Source organism: Streptomyces sp. NPDC057623 (assembly GCF_042800355.1).
In the GTDB taxonomy this organism is placed as follows: domain Bacteria; phylum Actinomycetota; class Actinomycetes; order Streptomycetales; family Streptomycetaceae; genus Streptomyces.
This window is the reverse complement of record NZ_JBHVGZ010000097.1, coordinates 1-16,861: the sequence shown is the minus strand read 5'-3', so window position 1 is coordinate 16,861 and position 16,861 is coordinate 1. Positions and strand designations below refer to the sequence as shown.

Annotated in this window: 17 protein-coding genes; 12 read left to right on the top strand and 5 right to left on the bottom strand. The window is 69.8% G+C overall.

Annotated elements, in window-relative coordinates; genetic code table 11:
• Positions 1 to 19: 19 nt before the first annotated feature.
• Complete coding sequence (locus ACFU95_RS46330; protein ID WP_383842326.1) at positions 20 to 1,048, top strand: cysteine synthase family protein; 1,029 nt, start codon at positions 20 to 22, stop codon at positions 1,046 to 1,048.
• Between the two features lie 67 nt (positions 1,049 to 1,115).
• Positions 1,116 to 2,519 (top strand): MATE family efflux transporter, encoded by a 1,404-nt coding sequence (locus ACFU95_RS46325; RefSeq protein WP_383842323.1) that lies wholly within the window; start codon positions 1,116 to 1,118, stop codon positions 2,517 to 2,519.
• A 152-nt stretch (positions 2,520 to 2,671) separates the two neighbouring features.
• On the opposite strand, the gene ACFU95_RS46320 is transcribed toward ACFU95_RS46325, so the two are convergent.
• A complete protein-coding gene (locus tag ACFU95_RS46320) occupies positions 2,672 to 3,238 on the bottom strand; it encodes a DHHA1 domain-containing protein (RefSeq protein WP_383842320.1) in 567 nt (188 codons plus the stop codon).
• Positions 3,235 to 3,840: a dihydrofolate reductase family protein gene (locus tag ACFU95_RS46315; RefSeq protein WP_383842317.1), complete on the bottom strand. Its 606-nt coding sequence runs from the start codon at positions 3,838 to 3,840 to the stop codon at positions 3,235 to 3,237. Before ACFU95_RS46315 ends, ACFU95_RS46320 begins: the two co-directional genes overlap by 4 nt.
• Before the next feature lie 673 nt (positions 3,841 to 4,513).
• On the opposite strand from ACFU95_RS46315, the gene ACFU95_RS46310 reads away from it, so the two are divergent.
• The 5 genes from ACFU95_RS46310 to ACFU95_RS46290 all read left to right on the top strand — a co-directional run bounded on the left by ACFU95_RS46310 (position 4,514) and on the right by ACFU95_RS46290 (position 9,909).
• On the top strand, positions 4,514 to 5,161 hold the full coding sequence (locus tag ACFU95_RS46310; protein ID WP_383842314.1) for a (2Fe-2S)-binding protein: 648 nt from the start codon (positions 4,514 to 4,516) through the stop codon (positions 5,159 to 5,161).
• A 6-nt stretch (positions 5,162 to 5,167) separates the two neighbouring features.
• The gene (locus ACFU95_RS46305; RefSeq protein ID WP_383842311.1) at positions 5,168 to 6,148 is read left to right on the top strand and encodes an FAD binding domain-containing protein; all 981 of its coding nucleotides are present in this window, start codon (positions 5,168 to 5,170) and stop codon (positions 6,146 to 6,148) included.
• Positions 6,145 to 8,340 carry a xanthine dehydrogenase family protein molybdopterin-binding subunit gene (locus ACFU95_RS46300; protein WP_383842308.1) on the top strand — a complete coding sequence of 732 codons (2,196 nt, stop codon included), beginning with the start codon at positions 6,145 to 6,147 and terminating at the stop codon, positions 8,338 to 8,340. The genes ACFU95_RS46305 and ACFU95_RS46300 overlap by 4 nt, the downstream gene beginning before the upstream one ends.
• Before the next feature lie 175 nt (positions 8,341 to 8,515).
• Positions 8,516 to 9,682 carry an XdhC family protein gene (locus tag ACFU95_RS46295; RefSeq protein ID WP_383842304.1) on the top strand — a complete coding sequence of 389 codons (1,167 nt, stop codon included), beginning with the start codon at positions 8,516 to 8,518 and terminating at the stop codon, positions 9,680 to 9,682.
• Between the two features lie 74 nt (positions 9,683 to 9,756).
• Positions 9,757 to 9,909, top strand: a complete 153-nt coding sequence (locus ACFU95_RS46290) for a hypothetical protein (RefSeq protein WP_383842302.1) — start codon at positions 9,757 to 9,759, stop codon at positions 9,907 to 9,909.
• On the opposite strand, the gene ACFU95_RS46285 is transcribed toward ACFU95_RS46290, so the two are convergent.
• A complete protein-coding gene (locus ACFU95_RS46285; RefSeq protein ID WP_383842299.1) occupies positions 9,880 to 10,773 on the bottom strand; it encodes a helix-turn-helix domain-containing protein in 894 nt (297 codons plus the stop codon). The genes ACFU95_RS46290 and ACFU95_RS46285 overlap by 30 nt on opposite strands.
• Positions 10,774 to 10,950: 177 nt before the next feature.
• Between ACFU95_RS46285 and ACFU95_RS46280 the strand changes: the two genes are divergently transcribed.
• From ACFU95_RS46280 to ACFU95_RS46260, 5 genes are all read left to right on the top strand, one after another.
• Positions 10,951 to 11,967, top strand: a complete 1,017-nt coding sequence (locus ACFU95_RS46280) for a zinc-dependent alcohol dehydrogenase family protein (RefSeq protein WP_383842296.1) — start codon at positions 10,951 to 10,953, stop codon at positions 11,965 to 11,967.
• Between the two features lie 69 nt (positions 11,968 to 12,036).
• Positions 12,037 to 12,702, top strand: coding sequence for an SDR family NAD(P)-dependent oxidoreductase (locus ACFU95_RS46275; protein WP_383842293.1), 666 nt, complete (start codon positions 12,037 to 12,039; stop codon positions 12,700 to 12,702).
• Positions 12,703 to 12,769: 67 nt separating this feature from the next.
• Complete coding sequence (locus ACFU95_RS46270) at positions 12,770 to 13,531, top strand: SDR family oxidoreductase (protein WP_383842290.1); 762 nt, start codon at positions 12,770 to 12,772, stop codon at positions 13,529 to 13,531.
• A gap of 81 nt (positions 13,532 to 13,612) precedes the next feature.
• Positions 13,613 to 14,569 carry an alpha/beta hydrolase gene (locus tag ACFU95_RS46265; protein ID WP_383842287.1) on the top strand — a complete coding sequence of 319 codons (957 nt, stop codon included), beginning with the start codon at positions 13,613 to 13,615 and terminating at the stop codon, positions 14,567 to 14,569.
• A 219-nt stretch (positions 14,570 to 14,788) separates the two neighbouring features.
• Positions 14,789 to 15,049, top strand: a complete 261-nt coding sequence (locus ACFU95_RS46260) for a hypothetical protein (protein ID WP_383842284.1) — start codon at positions 14,789 to 14,791, stop codon at positions 15,047 to 15,049.
• Positions 15,050 to 15,071: 22 nt separating this feature from the next.
• Here the strand turns inward: ACFU95_RS46260 and ACFU95_RS46255 are convergent, their stop codons facing one another.
• The gene (locus tag ACFU95_RS46255; RefSeq protein WP_383842282.1) at positions 15,072 to 15,995 is read right to left on the bottom strand and encodes a phosphorothioated DNA-binding restriction endonuclease; all 924 of its coding nucleotides are present in this window, start codon (positions 15,993 to 15,995) and stop codon (positions 15,072 to 15,074) included.
• A gap of 142 nt (positions 15,996 to 16,137) precedes the next feature.
• Positions 16,138 to 16,332, bottom strand: a complete 195-nt coding sequence (locus ACFU95_RS46250; protein WP_383842279.1) for a hypothetical protein — start codon at positions 16,330 to 16,332, stop codon at positions 16,138 to 16,140.
• Positions 16,333 to 16,861 lie beyond the last annotated feature (529 nt).

Here is a 16,861-nt window from a genome sequence, read left to right as displayed (position 1 = left end):
CGCACACTGGAGCCATCCGATGGACAAGGCGCTCTCGCGTCCCGCCGTGGTCAGCCGTGTCTCCGACCTCATAGGCCACACCCCGCTCTTCGAACTGTGCCGCACCGACACCGGCAGCCGACTCCTGCTCAAGCTCGAACAGTTCAACCCGACCGGCACGGCGAAGATCCGCATGGCTCGGCAGATGGTCCTCGACGCCGAGGACCGCGGACTGCTGCGCCCCGGCGGCCGTATCGTCGAGTCCACCTCCGGCAACACCGGCCTCGGCCTGGCCGTGATCGCCGCCGAGCGCGGCTACACCTTCACCGCCGTCGTCGACCATCACGCCGCCGCCGACAAGCTGCGCGGCATGAAGGCGCTCGGTGCCGAACTCGTCTACGTCGCCGAGGACGGGGACGAGGAGCTGGCCACGGCCGCCCGCGAGGAGTTCGCCGAGAAGCTGGCGGCCGACAGCGACAACGCCTACTTCACCGAGCAGCACAACAACCAGGCCAACGGCGACGGTTACCGACCGGTGGCGCATGAACTCCACGCCGCCCTGGACGGCCGTATCGACATCCTGATAGGCGCCGTAGGGACCGGCGGCGGACTCTTCGGGACGGGCGGGGAACTGCGCAAGTCCGTGCCCGGGGTGCGGATCGTCGGCGTCGAGCCCAAGGGGTCGATCGCCTTCGGGCCGCCCGCCCACGACTACTACCAGTCCGGCACCGGCACCCCAGAGGGCGCCACCATCGGCGCCATGGTCGACTACGACCTGCTCGACGAGGGCGCCAAGGTCGGCGACATCGAGGCGTTCGCGACCGCGAGGGTGCTGGCCCGCCGGATCGGCCTCCTCATCGGCGGCTCCGCGGGCGGGGTGGTGTACGAGGCCCTGACCCGCATGTCCTCCCTCGCGCCGGGCACGACTATGGTCGCGCTGATCAACGACGGAGGCGAGAAGTACATGGACACCGTCTTCAACGACGACTGGATGAACGCCCGCCACCTCATCGACCCGGCCGTCGAGCGCGAGGTCGACGAGCTGCTGACGAAACTCCGCGAGAACTGACCCGATGCCCACACCGCCCCGCGAGAACTGACCCGATGCCGACACCATCCCGCGAGAACTGACTCCGATGCCGACACCGCTCACCACCCTGCTCCGCGACAGCCGCGCCCTGGCGACCCTGGCCGTCCCGCTCGCCCTGACCCAGCTCGCCCAGGTCGCCCTCACCACCACCGACACGGTCATGATGGGCCTGATGGGCGCCGAGGCACTGGCCGGCGGCGGCCTGGCGCTGGTCATCTTCAACCAGCTCCGCACCATGGGCGTCGGCATGGTCACCGCCGTAGGAAACCAGGTCTCCGCCGCCTCCGCCCGCGCCGACGAGGACGACGAACTCACCGACGCGGCAAGGGAAGAGGTCCGGGACCTGGTCCGCGCCGCACTCGCGCTGGCCACTCTGTCCGGAATCATCGGAGCGATCGTCATCCTGATCCTGGGGCGGGCCGTCGCCTTCCTCGGCCAGGACCCCGAGGTCGTCGACACGGCCTGGCCCGTGCTGCTCGCTCTGGCACCCGGCCTCATCCCCTGTCTGTGGTTCCAGACGATCCGCCAGTTCACGGTCGGCATGCGCCGTCCGCAAGCCCTTCTCCAGATCACCATCGCCTCGGTCGCCGTCAACGCCGCCCTCAACTGGGGCCTGATCCACGGCACATGGCTCCTGCCGGAACTGGGCCTGCCCGGCATCGGCATCTCCACCTCGTTCGTCTACGCCCTGACCTGCCTGGCCCTGTGGGCCTCGGCACGCCGCGACCCCCGGCTCGCCCCGCTCCTGGACGTCCGGATCTGGAAGGCCCGCCCGGCCACCCTGCGCAAGCTCACCGGCCTGGGCCTGCCCATCGCCGCGACCTACGGCTCCGAGGCCGGCTTCTTCTCCGTCGTCGCCCTGCTGATCGGCACCTTCGGCAGCGCCGCCCTGGCCGCGCACACCGCCGTCAACCAACTCATCTACATCGTCTTCCAGATAGCCGTCGGCCTGTCCCACGCGGCCTCCCTCAACGTCAGCCGCGAACTCGCCCTGGACCGGATCGCGGCCGCCCAGCGCATCAAGAACACGGCACTCGCGTGCGCGGCGGCCGTGATGGCGGTGGTCGGCATCGTCTACCTCACCGTCCCCGGCCTGGTCCTGCGCCCCTTCCTCGACCCGTCGGCGGCCGACGGGTCGAGCGCGACCGACATCGCCACGAACCTCCTCCTGGTCGCGGCCGTCCTGCAGTTCTTCGACTGCGCCCAGAACATCGGCGTCGGCCTGCTGCGCGGACTCGACGACACCAAGAGCGGTTTCCGCATCACCCTGATCGGCTACTGGCTGATCGGCCTGCCCGCCGCCTGGCTGCTCGGCAACCTCGCCGACCTGGCGACCGTCGGCGTCTGGCTCGGCCTCCTCACTGGCCTCGCTGCCACCGCCCTGCTCCTGCTGCGCCGCTACAACCGGTCCCTGACCCGGCGCACGGCTGAACAGCCTGCCGTTGCCTGAGGCCCGCATGCCGGCGGGCCAGCGGGATTCGGTGTTGGTGCGGCAAGACATGGAGCGTGTCTGGTCTGCGATGACCGGCTGAGGCCATCGCAGACCAGACGGGTGTTCAGCCGGGGCCGCCGGTCGAGAACCCACTCGCCGGCTTCGGTGTCTCAGGCTCCGCCGAGCAGGCCGGGCACGGTGGCTGGCGTCTTCGCCAGCTGTCCGGTGGGCAGCCCGCTCTCTTGCGCCACCTCCGGTGAACCTCCTCCGCGGCTGTGGAGCACACGCTTCACCAGGGTGGAGGCGTCCTGACCGGCCGTGCGGGCGGCGGAGTTCACGGCGGTCACGACCACCGCCTTGCCGCCGCCGCTCTCCGATCCGATCGTCGCGACGCCCGGCCGTTCGGCGGGCAGCAGGTCCCGTACGGCGACGGCGAGCGCCCGGGCCGCGTCCGCGCCGCCCTCCGCGGTGGCCGTGGCGACCCGGACACCGTCGACGTCCTGGGCCCGGGCGGCGAGTTCGCGGGCCCGGGCCTGGACGGCCTGCTGCCGCAACCGATGGTTCTCCCGGTCGGCGGCTCTCAGCCGGTCGAGCAGCGTGGCGATCCGGTCGGGGAGTTCGGCACGTGGTGCCTGGAGTTGCTCGGCGATCCGCGTGACGAGGTCGCGCTCGCGCGCCGGCAAGGCCCACTCCGCCGTCGGCCACCCCGCGTACAACGAGGCACGGGGCGACGTCACGCAGGAACGCCGAGCGGCGGGTGGTCGAGCACGCGGGGCTTGTACTCGACCAGCTGGATGCGGCCGTCGAAAGTGCGGTGCTCGATCATCTCGAGGGCCACGTCCGGATAGCCGTCGTAGATGCGTTCCTCGCCCGTGGCCCCGGTGATCACCGGGAACATCACGACCCGGAAGCGGTCGACGAGCCCGGCTCGTAGCAGGGACCGGCACAGGCTGAGGCTGCCGATCGTGCTGAGGAGCCCCGAGCCATCCGACTTCATGGCGCGGACCGCCTCGACGGCGTCGTCGCGGACGAGCGTGGAGTTGGCCCACGCCAGTGGCTCCTCGAGTGAGGAGGAGAACACCACCTTGGACGCTCGCGTGAGCTCGTCGACGGACGCCTCTTCTTCGGGCCTGAACTCGTCTTGGCCATTCGGGACCTCGCCTCCGGCGAAGCCCGACATCAGGCGGTAGGTGTTCGCTCCCATCAGGTAGGTGGCCTCGGGCTGCTCCCCGAGCCATGCGAGGTACTCCGGGCCCTCGAGGCCCCAGAACCCGGGCCATCCCTCTCCCGATGCGTGGCCATCGAGGGAGGTGATGAAGTCGACGAGAAGCTCCGACATGGCGGTGTCCTTTCCTGGATGTCATGAGCTTGGACCGGCCGGGAGTCACAAACTCATCTGCCGCGCTGTGGAGTAACGAGAAATGCCGTGACGCTGCAGCCGATCAGGTCGGCGGAGCGGCACTGCTCCGGACGGCCCGGAGGGCCGGTTCAAACGGCCGACCGTGAAGCGCGTGAGTGAGAAGTCCGACCTCTGCTCCTCCGGGTAGCAGTCGCTGAGGTTCTCGATCCTGACCGCTCGCAGAGCTTCGCGTCGTATAGCGGGGATCGCTGTCGACTGGATGGTCATGGCTTGGTAATGCAGTGGAAATGCAGGCGTTTTGGCCTGATTCCGGGAAATAGGGCGAGACGATTACCGGGACGACGGCCAACTCCCCTTCTGAGCAGCTGCTCTGAGTGCACGACAGGTCACCCCGGTTGACGCATGGTTAAGGTCCACAGGACTATCACAGGAAGCAGGGGGGTAGATCCCTGCCGCGTTCGCGCTGTGACACGCGATTCTTATGGGGGGAGGAATTTCTCCCTGTTTCCAGCGCGATGACGGTGGCACGCTTCCGCGTAACGGGATGCGCCGTAGAGGCGCCCGGTTTGTATTGGTCTTGCGGCGACGACAAGCCGCTTCTCGCCGCACCGCCGTGTGCGGCAGATCCCGACCGTGATGCGAAGGCGTAGGCATGTCCACTGAACTCCCTGAATCTGCTCCACCCCCCACCGGATCCAGTGAGGCCCCTTCGGCGCCCACCCGGCGGACCTTCATCGCCACCACCACGGTGGCCGGCGGTGCCGTGGTCGCGGGCGGCGTGATCGGAGGATCCCTCCTCGGTGGCTCGGAAGAAGCGGCCGGCGCCGAGGCGTCGCCGTCCAGCCGGGTGTCGCTCAAGGTGAACGGCACCCGGCGGACGGTGACGGTGGACAACCGCACCTCGCTGCTGGACCTGCTGCGTGAGCACTTCGATCTCACAGGCACCAAGAAGGGCTGCAACGCGGGTGCCTGTGGGGCATGCACGGTGCTGGTCGACGGGCGGCGGGTGAACTCCTGCCTGACACTCGCGGTGCGGCTGGAGGGTGCCGAGGTCACCACGATCGAGGGCCTGGCCGACGGTGACCGGCTGCACCCGCTCCAGCAGGCGTTCATCGACGAGGACGCGTACCAGTGCGGCTACTGCACACCTGGCCAGATCATGTCCGGCGTCGGCTGCATCCAGGAGGGCCACACCGACTCACCGGAGGAGATCCGGGAGTGGATGAGCGGCAACATCTGCCGCTGCGGCTGTTACGTGAAGATCGTGCGCGCGGTCGAGCAGACCGCCGGCCGGAAGTGAGGACCGATGCATCCCTTCTCTTTCACGAAGGCCACCTCCACCCGTGAGGCCCTCAACGCCGGTCGCGGCGGCGGCCGTTACATCGCCGGTGGCACCACTCTCGTCGACCTGATGCGCGAGACCGTCGAGCGCCCCGACACCCTCGTCGACATCAGCGACCTGCCGCTGCGCGAAGTCAGGGCCACCGAGCGAGGCGGGCTGCGGATCGGCGCGCTGGTGACCATGTCCCAGACCGCCGGCCACCCCAAGGTGCGCTCCCTGTTCCCGGTCGTCTCCGAGGCGCTGGAGCTGAGCGCGTCGGCCCAGCTGCGCAACATGGCCACCATCGGCGGCAACATCATGCAGCGCACCCGCTGCACCTACTTCCGCGACGTGACCGCCGACTGCAACAAGCGGGACCCGGGCTCGGGTTGTGCCGCGCTGCACGGCTTCAACCGGATGCACGCCATCCTCGGCACCACCGACGCCTGCGTGGCCACCCACCCCTCCGACGTGGCCGTGGCCTTCGCCGCGCTGGAGGCGACCGTGCACCTGCTCGGGCCGGACGGGGAGCGCCGCGTCCCCTTCGCCGACTTCCTGCTCCGACCCGGCAACACCCCCAACCGTGAACAGGCCGTTCGGCAAGGCGAGTTGATCACGGCGGTGGAGCTTCCGGCCCTGCCGCGCCCGCTGAAGTCGGGCTATCTGAAGGTGCGCGACCGGCAGTCCTACGAGTTCGCCCTCACCTCGGCGGCCGTCGCCCTGCACGTGCGCGGCGGAGTGATCCGCGAGGCCAAGGTCGCCGCCGGAGGCGTGGGCACCGTGCCCTGGAAACTGCCTGCCGTCGAGCGGGCCCTCATCGGCGAACGCCCCTCGGACGCCCTGTGGACAGCCGCCGCCGAGCAGTCGGCGACAGGGGCACGGCCGCTGTCGGGCAACCGCTTCAAGGTCGAACTGCTGCAACGAACCATCGAGCGTCAGCTGCGCGTCGTAGGAGGAACCAAGTGAGCCCCCAGCCACGGGCGGCCGTCGGTGCACCGCTGTCCCGCGTGGACGGTCGGCTCAAGGTCACCGGCAAGGCACAGTACGCCGCCGAGTTCAACGCCGAGGGGATGGTGCACGCTGTCGTCGTCGACGCGAGTATCGGCCGCGGCCGTATCACCGGCTTCGACACGGACGCCGCCGAAGCCGTCCCGGGCGTGCTCCGGGTGATCCACCACGGCAACGCGCCGACGCTGCCGTACCGCGACAACTCCGGCGGGTCGAACAACCTGCCCGGCAACAAGGTGCGGGTCTTCCAGGACGACCGGGTCCTCTTCCACGGCTTCCCGGTCGCCGTCGTGGTGGGCACCACGCTGGAGGCCGCGCAGCACGGCGCGAGCCTGGTGAAGGTCGACTACGACGCCGAGCGGCCCACGACCGACCTGGCCGAGGGCGAGCCGGTCGCGGGACGGCCGTACTCGCGCGGTGACGTCGAAGCCGGACTGCGCGACTCGGACGTGACGCTGGACCTGACGTACCACCTGGCGCGCAACCACCACAATCCGATGGAGATGCACGGCACGATCGCCCGCTGGGACGGCAACCGGCTCACCGTGTGGGACAAGACCCAGTGGGTCCCCGGCACCCAGCTGGAGCTGTCCACGGTGTTCGACGTGCCGCTGGACGACGTGCGGGTCATCAACCCCTTCGTCGGGGGCGGCTTCGGCAGCGGGCTGCGCTGCTGGCCGCACACCGTGGTCGCCGCGCTCGCCGCGCGGGAGATGGGCCGACCGGTCAAGCTGACCCTGACCCGCAGGCAGATGTACTTCGGCACCGGCTTCCGGCCCGCCTACGAGTACCGGATGCACATCGGCGCCGACCGCAACGGCCGCCTGGTCGCCTCGGACCAGGTGATCGACGCGGAGACCTCGTCGCACGAGACGTTCAACGAGGCCGTCACGGGCCCCGGGGCGAGCCTCTACACCACGCCCAGTGTCCGCCAGGCCTACCGGACCGTCCCGCTGGACGTGAACAGCCCGATCTGGATGCGCGGCCCCGGCGCCGCCACCGGGGTCTACGTCGTCGAGTCGGCGATGGACGAACTCGCCCACGAGCTCGGCATCGACCCGATCGAGATGCGCCGCCGCAACGAGCCCACCCAGGACCCGCAGAGCAACGCGCCGTACTCGACGCGCCGGCTCGTGGAGTGCTACACGGTCGGCGCCCGCGAGTTCGGCTGGGGCCGGCGCAACCCGCGGCCGCGTTCGCGACGTGACGGTGACTGGCTCATCGGCATGGGCATGGCCTCGGGCGTCTACCACACCGGTGTCGCCCCGGCCCAGTCCCGGGGTCGCCTGAACGCCGACGGCACGGCGGAGATCGAGTGCGCCACCAGCGACATGGGCCCGGGCACCTACACGTCCCAGACTCAGGTCGCGGCGGACGCCCTCGGACTCGGCATGCGCGCGGTCGACTTCCGGCTCGGCGACTCCCGCTACCCGCAGACCCCGCCGCACGGCGGCTCGATGACCATGGCGAGCATCGGCTCCGCCACCCTCGACGTCTGCAACCAGCTCCGCACGCAGGCAATCCGACTGGCCGTCGAGGACAGGGAATCGCCGCTGTACGGGGTGCCGGCCGAGGACGTCGTGGTCCGAAACGGCCGACTGCACGTGCAGGGGAACCCGACCCGCGGCGAGACGTACCAGCGGCTGCTGACCCGCAACGACCGTGCCCGGCTCGAAGCGAACACCTCCTTCACCCCGCCGAGGGGCGAGCGGCTGTCCATCAGCGCCTACAGCGCGACCTTCGCCGAGGTGGCGGTGGACTCCACGCTCGGCCTGGTGCGGGTGCGGCGGATGCTCTCCGTGTACGACGCGGGGCGGATCATCAGCCCCAAGCTCGCCGACAGCCAGGCTATCGGCGGCATGGTGGGCGGTATCGGCCAGGCGCTGCTGGAGCACACCGTGACCGACCACCGCGACGGCCGGATCGTCAACGCCGACCTCGCCGGCTACCTGGTCCCGGTCAACGCCGACATCCCCGAGCTTCGGGCGATCTACCTCGAGGGGGAGGACGAGGACGCCAACGCGCTCGGTGTGAAGGGCCTCGCCGAACTCGTGATCTGTGGCGTGGCGCCCGCCATCGCGAACGCGGTCTTCAACGCCACCGGCCGCCGCGTGCGCGAACTGCCCATCACGGCAGAGGCGTTGATCTGACACCCCGCGCTCCGGTCGGCCGGCTGCTGACCGCCGGAACGCGCACGTGAGCCGTCCGGCCGCGGGTCCCCCGTCCCGTCGCCGGACTTCAGGGCCGCCGCCGCGTGGGAACGCACCCCCGTGACGCGGCGGCGGCCCGCCCATGCCACCCCCCCACTGCACGAAGGACCTGTTCATGCTGAACATCGCGGACACACTGCACAGTTGGTGCCGCGAGGCCCGCCCCTTCGCCCTCGCCACCGTCGTCGGCGTCCGGGGCAGCGCACCGCTGCCCGTCGGGACGTCGATCGCGGTGGACGGGGACGGGAACGCGGTCGGCAGCATCTCCGGCGGCTGCGTCGAAGGCGCTGTCTACGAACTGTGCCGCCAGGTGCTCGACGACCAAGGCGCCCCGCAGCGCGCCTGGTTCGGCTACTCCGACGATGACGCCTTCGCTGTCGGGCTGACCTGCGGTGGCGAACTCGACATCCTCGTCCAGGCCGTCGACCCCGAGACGCAGCCGCATCTCGGCGCGGCACTGGCCGACGTGGTGGAGGGCCGGCCCGCCGCCGTCGCCCAGGTCGTCGAGGGACCGGAGGAACTCGTCGGAGCGATGCTCTACGTCGACGCGGCCGGCGGCATCCGTCCCGGGCCACTGACCGGGCCGCTGCGCAGGGAGGTGGGCGCACAGGCGTGGGCACTGCTGCGCGCCGGACGCACGGCTCGGGCGGAGGTCGGCGGAGACGCCGCGACCTGCCCGGAGCGCCTGTCCGTCCTGGTACATGTGCACGCGTCCCGCCCCCGCATGCTGATCTTCGGGGCGGTCGACTTCGCCGCCGCGCTCAGCCGGGCCGGCAGCTTCCTCGGCTACCACGTCACCGTGTGCGACGCCCGGCCCGTGTTCGCCACCGAGGCCCGTTTCCCGTACGCGGACGAGGTCGTCGTCGACTGGCCGCACCGCTACCTGGCGCAGACGCCGGTGGAGGCCCGTACCGCGGTCTGCGTCCTCACCCACGACGCCAAGTTCGACATCCCGCTGCTGTCCCTGGCCCTCGGCCTGCCCGTCGGCTACGTCGGCGCGATGGGATCCCGCCGCACCCACGAGGAACGCCTGCGCCGCCTGCGGGAAGCCGGGGTCACAAACGAGCAGATGGCCCGGCTGCGGTCGCCGATCGGGCTCGACCTGGGTGCCCGGACGCCCGAGGAGACGGCCGTCTCCATCACCGCGGAGATCATCGCCCAGGCCAACCGGGGTTCGGGCCTGCCTCTGACCCGGCGCACCGGCCCCATTCACCGGGACTCGGTCGAGGAGGCACTTGCCGACACCACCGGGCCGCGGCCCGCGTACGCGTCGCTGGGCTAGCGGCGCGGGTTCTTCGATTCCGGGCACGTGAGGCGCTCGCCGTGGGCCACCAGGTGGTGGCGACAGATCGCAGCATGGAGGCGGTGAGGGCCGCGGTCGAGCGGTTCGGCCGTAGCGACGTCCTCGTGAACGACGCCGCGAACCGCTGTCTCGGCTACTTCGAGGAACTGTCGCCGCGCACCGCGCACCACGCTCCGCTATGGACCGCCCTCGCGGAAATGGGATGAGGCCGGCAGGTGTTGGTCGGCGGCCCAGGAGGCGAGGATGCGCAGGCGCTCGTGGGTGGGGGAGCCGAGCGCCGCGGTCCACACGGTGAGGTGCTGGTCGGGGTCGGTGTTCGCGGTCAACGTGTCCCAGTCCAGAACGAGTTCACCGACGACCGGGTGGTCGAGAGTCTTCGTGCCCACGGTGCGGGCCGCCACCTTGTGGTCGCCCCACCACTTCGCGAACTCCTTGTCGCGCGTGGACAGTTCCCCGACCAGCTCGATCAGCCGCGGGTCGTCGGGGTATTTGGCGGCCTCCATGCGCAGCTGAGCCACGGAAATCTGGGCGGAGGTCTCCCAATCGGCGTACAGGCTACGCATCGACGGTTCGGTGAACTGGATCCGGGGGTAGTTGCGATGCTTTTCCGGGATCCGGGAGAAATCGATGACCAGGGCGGACGCGAGCGCGTTCCAGGCCAGGATGTCCCCGCGTCGGCCCTGCACGATGGCCGGGGTGGCGGTGAGATCGTCCAGGACGCGCTGAAGCTGGGGCTGTACCTGCTGCCTGCCGCGGCGCCGCACGCGGACCGTGGTCTTGCCCGCGAGCTGGAAGAGATAGCCGCGCTCGTCGTCATCCAGATGGAGGACACGGGCGAGGGTCTCGAGAACGGGAGCGGATGCCTGCAGACGGCCCTGTTCGAGTCTGGTGTAGTAGTCGGTGCTGATGCTGGCCAGCTGGGCGACCTCCTCACGGCGCAGTCCGGCAACCCGGCGGGGTCCGCCCGTGTCCGGCAGCCCGACGGTGCGCGGGCTGAGCTCAGAACGGCGTTTCTTGAGGAATTCTCCCAGCTCGTTGAGGGTCACATTCTCGTTCATGCTTCCCAGCATGGCATTGATCGTGCCTCAATAAGGGGGGAGAGTTTTCTCCCAGGATGTGATTATCCCCGGATGATTTTCTCCGCTTTTCGCGCCTGCTTTCGCGTGCGAGGCTCGACGATGAGCAGCCTCATCCGTTCCCCGACGGGCTGCTGACCGAAGACCTCTCACATCGAAAGAAGCATCCTCATGCGCGGAGCTGTCATCCACGCCCCCGGCGACGTCCGTTTCGAGGAGGTCGACGACCCGAAGATCCTTCAACCGACCGATGCCGTCATCCGGACGGCCGTGACCTGCGTGTGCGGTTCGGACCTGTGGCCTTACCGCGGCGCCGAGCCCGTCGACGCTCCCCACCCGATGGGGCACGAGTACGTCGGCGTCGTCGAGGAGGTCGGCAGCGAGGTCACCCATGTCAAGCCGGGGCAGTTCGTCATCGGTTCGTTCGCCACGTCCGACAACACGTGTGTGAACTGCCGGGCGGGCTACCAGTCCAACTGTGTGAACCGCGAGTTCATGTCCACCTGTCAGGCCGAGTACGTGCGCGTCCCCAACGCCCACGGCACCCTCGTGGCCACTCCCGAATACCCGGCCGAGAAGCTGTGGCCCAGTCTGCTGGCGCTGTCGGATGTGATGGGCACCGGCTGGTGGGCGGCGAAGGCCGCCGAGGTCAGGTCCCGCTCGACCGCGGTGGTGGTCGGGGACGGTGCGGTCGGCCTGTGCGGTGTCATCGCCGCGAAGGAGCTGGGTGCCGAGCGGATCATTGCCATGAGCCGGCATGCCGCCCGGCAGAATCTCGCGCTGGAGTTCGGTGCGACCGACATCGTCACCGAGCGCGGGGAGGAAGGCATCGCCCGCGTCAAGGACCTGACCGACGGGGTCGGCGCGGACAGTGTGCTGGAGTGCGTGGGGACCGCGCAGTCGATGCGGCAGGCGCTGCATGCCACCCGTCCGGGCGGCAATGTCGGCTTCGTCGGTGTTCCGCACGGGGTGGCCGTGGACGGTCAGGAGCTGTTCTTCTCGCACGTCGGTCTGCGCGGCGGTCCGGCCCCGGTGCGTGGCTACCTGCCCGATCTGATCGAGCGGGTCTTCGACGGTCGGATCGACCCGGGCAGGGTCTTCGACCTCACCCTGCCCCTGGACCAGGTCGCCGAGGGCTACAAGGCGATGGACGAACGTCGCGCCATCAAGACGCTCCTGAAGCCCTGATCGCAGGCCAGTTCGCCATCGGGCCGGACCGCCACAGAGCCCGGCCCTCTCCCTGTTGAAGGACCCACCATGACAACCTTCGCCCTCGTCGGCGCGGGCCCAGGCCTCGGGCTCGCCACCGCCCGCCGTTTCGGATCCGCCGGCCACACCGTCGCCCTGATCTCCCGCAGTGCCGAGAAGCTGGAGGCACTGACCGCCCAGCTGACCGCCGACGGCATCAAGGCGCGCGCCTTCGCCGCCGACGTCCTCGACATCGAGTCTCTGACCACGGCCCTGCACGTGGCCGGATCCTCACTGGGGCCCATCGAGATCCTCCAGTACAGCCCCGTGCCCCGCGCCGACTTCATGAAGCCGGTCCTGGACACGAGCGCCGACGACCTCGACGCCCCGCTCGCCTTCTCCGTCAAGGGCCCGGCCGCGTGTGTGAGCGCCGTGCTGCCCGGCATGCGCGCTCTCGGCCGCGGCACCGTGCTGTTCGTCAACGGTGGCAGCGCCGTACGGCCCCACCCCGAGCTGGCGGGCACATCCATCGCGTTCGCCGCGGAAGGCGCGTACGCCCGCATGCTCCACGACGCACTCGCCCCGGAGAACATCCACGTCTCACAGCTGATCGTCCCGGGCGCCATCCGGCCCGACGCCGAGCACAGCAGCCCGCAGGCGCTCGCCGAGCGTCTGTACGGCATCCACACCCGGCGCGACGGCTTCCGCCAGTACGCCGAGCCGCTGCCCGACTGAATCCGCTTGCGCCGTCCTGGCTCCGGGAACGGCCGAACCAATCGAAAGGACCCCCCTCTTGGGCACGATGACCGAGCCTCTGTTCCCCGGAAAGGTCGCCTTCGTCACCGGTGCGGCTTCCGGCATCGGACGGGCCACCGCTGTCGCCTTCGCCCGAGCCGGTGCCGATGTGGCTCTCGCCGACCTTTCCCAGGACGGTTTGCAGGAGACCGCAAGGCTGGTCGAGGAGGCGGGAGGACAGGCACTGACCCTCGCCTGCGACGTCACGGACGAGGACGACGTGAAAGCGGCCCTGGACAGCACCCTCAAGACGTTCGGACGGCTCGACGCGGCCTTCAACAACGCCGGTGTCGAACAGCCGGTCAAGCACGCCGCCGACATCTCCAAGAGCGAATGGGACCGTGTGCTGGGCGTCAGCCTCACCGGTGTGTTCCTGTGCATGAAGCACCAGATCGAGCTGATGCTCCGGCAGGGAGCGGGCGCCATCGTCAACGTCTCCTCCGGCGCCGGGGTCAAGGGCTTCAAAGGACAGGCGGCCTACGCCGCCGCCAAGCACGGGGTGATCGGCCTGACCCGCTCCGCCGCCCTGGACTGTGCGCCGTCGGGAATCCGCGTCAACGCCGTCTGCCCCGGCATCGTCGACACCGAGATGATCGAGCGTTTCGCGGACAGTACCCCCGGCGGTCGTGAAGCCCTTGTCGCGGACGAGCCGATCGGCCGTCTCGGCACACCGGACGAGATCGCCGCGGCCGTGCTGTGGCTGTGCTCGGACGCCGCCTCCTTCGCCACCGGCCATGCCCTCGTCGTCGACGGCGGCCAGACCGTCTGAGCCGCCCGCGGCGTACCCCGGCCACACAGAGAAAACAGTGCTACCGACTCGCAAGAGTCTTTGATCCAAGGAGCGATGAACATGCCTCTACAGGACGACGGTTACACCTTCGTGCTCTCCGACGACGTCACACGGACCCCCGTCCGTTACAAGAACCGCTACGGCATCGAGATCGCCGCGGATCTGTACCGCAGCGTGGATCTCGACGAGTCCGTCCGCCACTCCGCGGTCGTCATCGGCCCGCCGCACGGTGGCGTCAAGGAACAGGCCCCCGGGGTGTACGGCCAGGAGCTGGCCAGGCGCGGGTTCGTCGCCATCGGCTTCGACCCCTCGTACAACGGTGAGAGCGGGGGCGAGCCCCGGCACGTCACCTCGCCGGAGCTGTTCGCCGAGGACTTCAGCGCGGGCGTCGACTTCCTGGGCACGCTGCCTTATGTCGACCGCGACCGGATCGGCGCGATCGGGGTCTGCGGCAGCGGCGGGTTCGCCCTGAGCGCCGCGCAGGTCGACACCCGGATCAAGGCCGTCGCCACATCGGCCATGTACGACATCAGCCGTGTCGCGCGCAACGGGTGGCAGGACACCACGAGCGACGGCGAGCGCCACAAGGCACTCGACGAGATCGCCGCGCAGCGCTGGAAGGATGTCGACGCGGGCGAGCCCGCGCTGACGCCCACCTTCCCCGCCGAGATCCCCGACGGCCTCGACCCGATCACCAGCGAGTTCTTCGAGTACTACGTGCCCACCTCCCATGGCCACCACCCGAGGTCGATCGGCGGCTTCGCGGTCACCAGCACCCTGTCGCACATCAACTTCGGACAGCTGCGCCACCTCGCGGACATCGCACCGAGGCCGATCCTGCTGATCACCGGCGAGCACGCCCACTCCCGCTACTTCAGCGACACCGTTCACGAGGAGGCGACGGGTCCCAAGGAGCTGGTGGTGGTGCCGGGGGCGCGGCACATCGACCTCTACGACCGGACCGACCTGATCCCGTTCGACAAGCTGGAGACGTTCTTCTCCACGCATCTCAAGTAGTTCCCTCGCGGTGCAGCGAATTCCCTTTTCCGGGCGGAGCGATGTGGCTCATGTTCGGGAACGGGAAGAATGCTGTCGGGCGTCATTCCTGTCCCGTCCCGATCTCGGGCTCGGGCAGGAAAGGAATTCTCCCGTGACGATGCTCGACCTGCTCATCCCGCTGGCCGGCTGTTTTTCGCCGTACCCGGTTATCGGTGTGGACTCGCGGCCTCCCTGGTCGTGTTCACGCTGACCGCGGCGGGCGCACTGCTCGGCCTTGCTCTGCTTCCCCGGATCCTCGACACGCTCGGCGACTCCGCCGCGGCCGTGAACCCGACCGCCGTGCTCACCGTGCTGATCCCGGCCGCGCTCGGCGCCACGGTGGCCCGCCGTCCCGCGTTCTGGCTGCGCGGCCGGGTCCCGCAACGCGGCTCTGGGCTCTCCGCGCACCTCGACCGCCGTGCAGCACCAGACCCCGGGCCCCACTCGTCCATGCCATGAGCGTCGCACGAGGCACTGAAATTCAGCCGCCCGGCAGGGGCAGCGGATCCGTCAGGTCTTCCACTGCAGGGCGTGGACTGCCGTGGAAGACCTGGCTGGTGTGCCAGGCACGGTGGTCGGCGGCGACAGGGTGGGCGCCTGGCTGTGGGCCGACGAGAGGGCGACCGGCGAGCGCTGTGACGTGATCGCGGGATGCGGGGCTGTGGCCCACGAAGCGCTGTGAGACCAGGATGCGGTAGTCGTCGTCGACCCCGAGAACGCCCCTGTCGAAGAGTTTGTGGTGCAGTGAGCACAGGCACAGCCCGTTGTCGACGTCGTCCGGTCCGTCGAATGCCCACCAGCGCACGTGCGCGGCCTCCAGCCCGACGGGGACCGTGCCGATCCGGCCGTCGTAGCCGCAGAAGGCGCACCGGTACTCGTAAGCGGTCAGCACCAGCTCGCGCATCCGCCGGTCCCGCTGTCTCCGGGCGGTCGAGAGCTGGCTGGTCTCCGCGGTCTCCAGGTCCAGGCCGACGGCTTCACACAACTCGCCGTGGAGCGAGGGAGGGAAGTGCAGATCGAGCAGCGATCGCGCTATTCGGTGCAGCAGTTCTGGTTCGCCCCGCATGGCTTGTCTGAGTCCCGGGGCGAGTTGTCCGGTGGCACCGGATTCGCGGAGGTCTCGCAGGCCGCTGCCGGGGCTGCCGGGGCCGCGGTCGGTACGTACTTCCCATACGCCGTCGCTGACCAGGTGGTGGAACGGGTAGGCGGGCGTGGTCCTGTTGGGTGGGCCGTACTCGGTCAGCAGCCGCTGCAGGTCCTGCTCCACCGCGCTGTACCGCAGCTCGCTGTCGGCGTCCTTCTGGAACAGGCCGAGGGCGTACAGGAGCAGTAGGGGCTTGTGCGGTGCGCGCGCCCCGCTTCTGGTCCACTGCCTCAGCTTCGCGGTGCGCTCGAGCCAGTCCATGACCAGTGATCGTAGCGTCGGCTGCCGGGCATGGACGGGGTGGCAGACCCGGGTGTGGTTGCCACGGCTGCGGCCACTGAATAAGGCACGGGTGCCATGCCGGTCTCGTACGTCGCCGTCACCCAGGCGAAAGGCTTGGCCGTCAGCACGGGCCACGTGCCGAGCAGTACCGTCGCGGCTGCGAGGCGCCGGGCCCAGCGGACCAGGCGGCGGCTGAACCGTCGCGGCTGGAGACCTCGGCGGCCATGATGCGCCAGTCCTGGTCGGCGATGTTGACGACGGCCATGCTGAAAGCCTTGCGCACGTCCTCCAACTCCGGGCCACCCATGGCTGCCACGGGTTTTCAATGGCGTATTCGGGCAGCGATGCCGTCGGCTACGCGGTTCACTTCGACGTCCCCGGCGTGGTCTCCGGTGCGCATCGCCCCATGCCACCAGCCCTAGTGTCCTTACATCCCTTGGGCGGGAGTCTGTTCCCCTCGCTGATCCTGCCGCGTCCGCACAAGGGCGGGCCGCTGTGGGCGAGTTGGCGTCGCCCCCTGTTGCGGGACTTCGACGCCTTCCTCCACGCGAAGATCCGGCTGTCGTCGGCGCCAAGGGTCAGGCTCTTCCTGCGTGGCTGTCGGTGTACGCCGACCTTCCCGCAGAGGCGCTCGACGGGCTCGGGCCGGTGCGGGTGCGGGCGCTGGTCGGCCACCGGCTCCACCGCAGGGAAGCGGGCGAACCGCGCCGGGCGGAGCGTCACACGGGTGATCGTGATGGATCGCCAACGCTAGTGCTCTGACCGCATAGGTTCACCGGGTTGGTGGTCGTGGCGGTTGGATGTGCGGTGACGTCCGAACCGACCGCTGGAGGCGCGGTGGCCGA

Bases quoted from the DNA above. Each gene is read 5' to 3' on its own strand.
- ACFU95_RS46330 (WP_383842326.1), top strand. From the start codon at position 20: ATGGACAAGGCGCTCTCGCGTCCCGCCGTGGTCAGCCGTGTCTCCGAC.
- ACFU95_RS46325 (WP_383842323.1), top strand. From the start codon at position 1,116: ATGCCGACACCGCTCACCACCCTGCTCCGCGACAGCCGCGCCCTGGCG.
- ACFU95_RS46315 (WP_383842317.1), bottom strand. From the start codon at position 3,840: ATGTCGGAGCTTCTCGTCGACTTCATCACCTCCCTCGATGGCCACGCA.
- ACFU95_RS46310 (WP_383842314.1), top strand. From the start codon at position 4,514: ATGTCCACTGAACTCCCTGAATCTGCTCCACCCCCCACCGGATCCAGT.
- ACFU95_RS46305 (WP_383842311.1), top strand. From the start codon at position 5,168: ATGCATCCCTTCTCTTTCACGAAGGCCACCTCCACCCGTGAGGCCCTC.
- ACFU95_RS46295 (WP_383842304.1), top strand. From the start codon at position 8,516: ATGCTGAACATCGCGGACACACTGCACAGTTGGTGCCGCGAGGCCCGC.
- ACFU95_RS46290 (WP_383842302.1), top strand. From the start codon at position 9,757: ATGGAGGCGGTGAGGGCCGCGGTCGAGCGGTTCGGCCGTAGCGACGTC.
- ACFU95_RS46285 (WP_383842299.1), bottom strand. From the start codon at position 10,773: ATGCTGGGAAGCATGAACGAGAATGTGACCCTCAACGAGCTGGGAGAA.
- ACFU95_RS46280 (WP_383842296.1), top strand. From the start codon at position 10,951: ATGCGCGGAGCTGTCATCCACGCCCCCGGCGACGTCCGTTTCGAGGAG.
- ACFU95_RS46275 (WP_383842293.1), top strand. From the start codon at position 12,037: ATGACAACCTTCGCCCTCGTCGGCGCGGGCCCAGGCCTCGGGCTCGCC.
- ACFU95_RS46270 (WP_383842290.1), top strand. From the start codon at position 12,770: ATGACCGAGCCTCTGTTCCCCGGAAAGGTCGCCTTCGTCACCGGTGCG.
- ACFU95_RS46265 (WP_383842287.1), top strand. From the start codon at position 13,613: ATGCCTCTACAGGACGACGGTTACACCTTCGTGCTCTCCGACGACGTC.
- ACFU95_RS46255 (WP_383842282.1), bottom strand. From the start codon at position 15,995: ATGGACTGGCTCGAGCGCACCGCGAAGCTGAGGCAGTGGACCAGAAGC.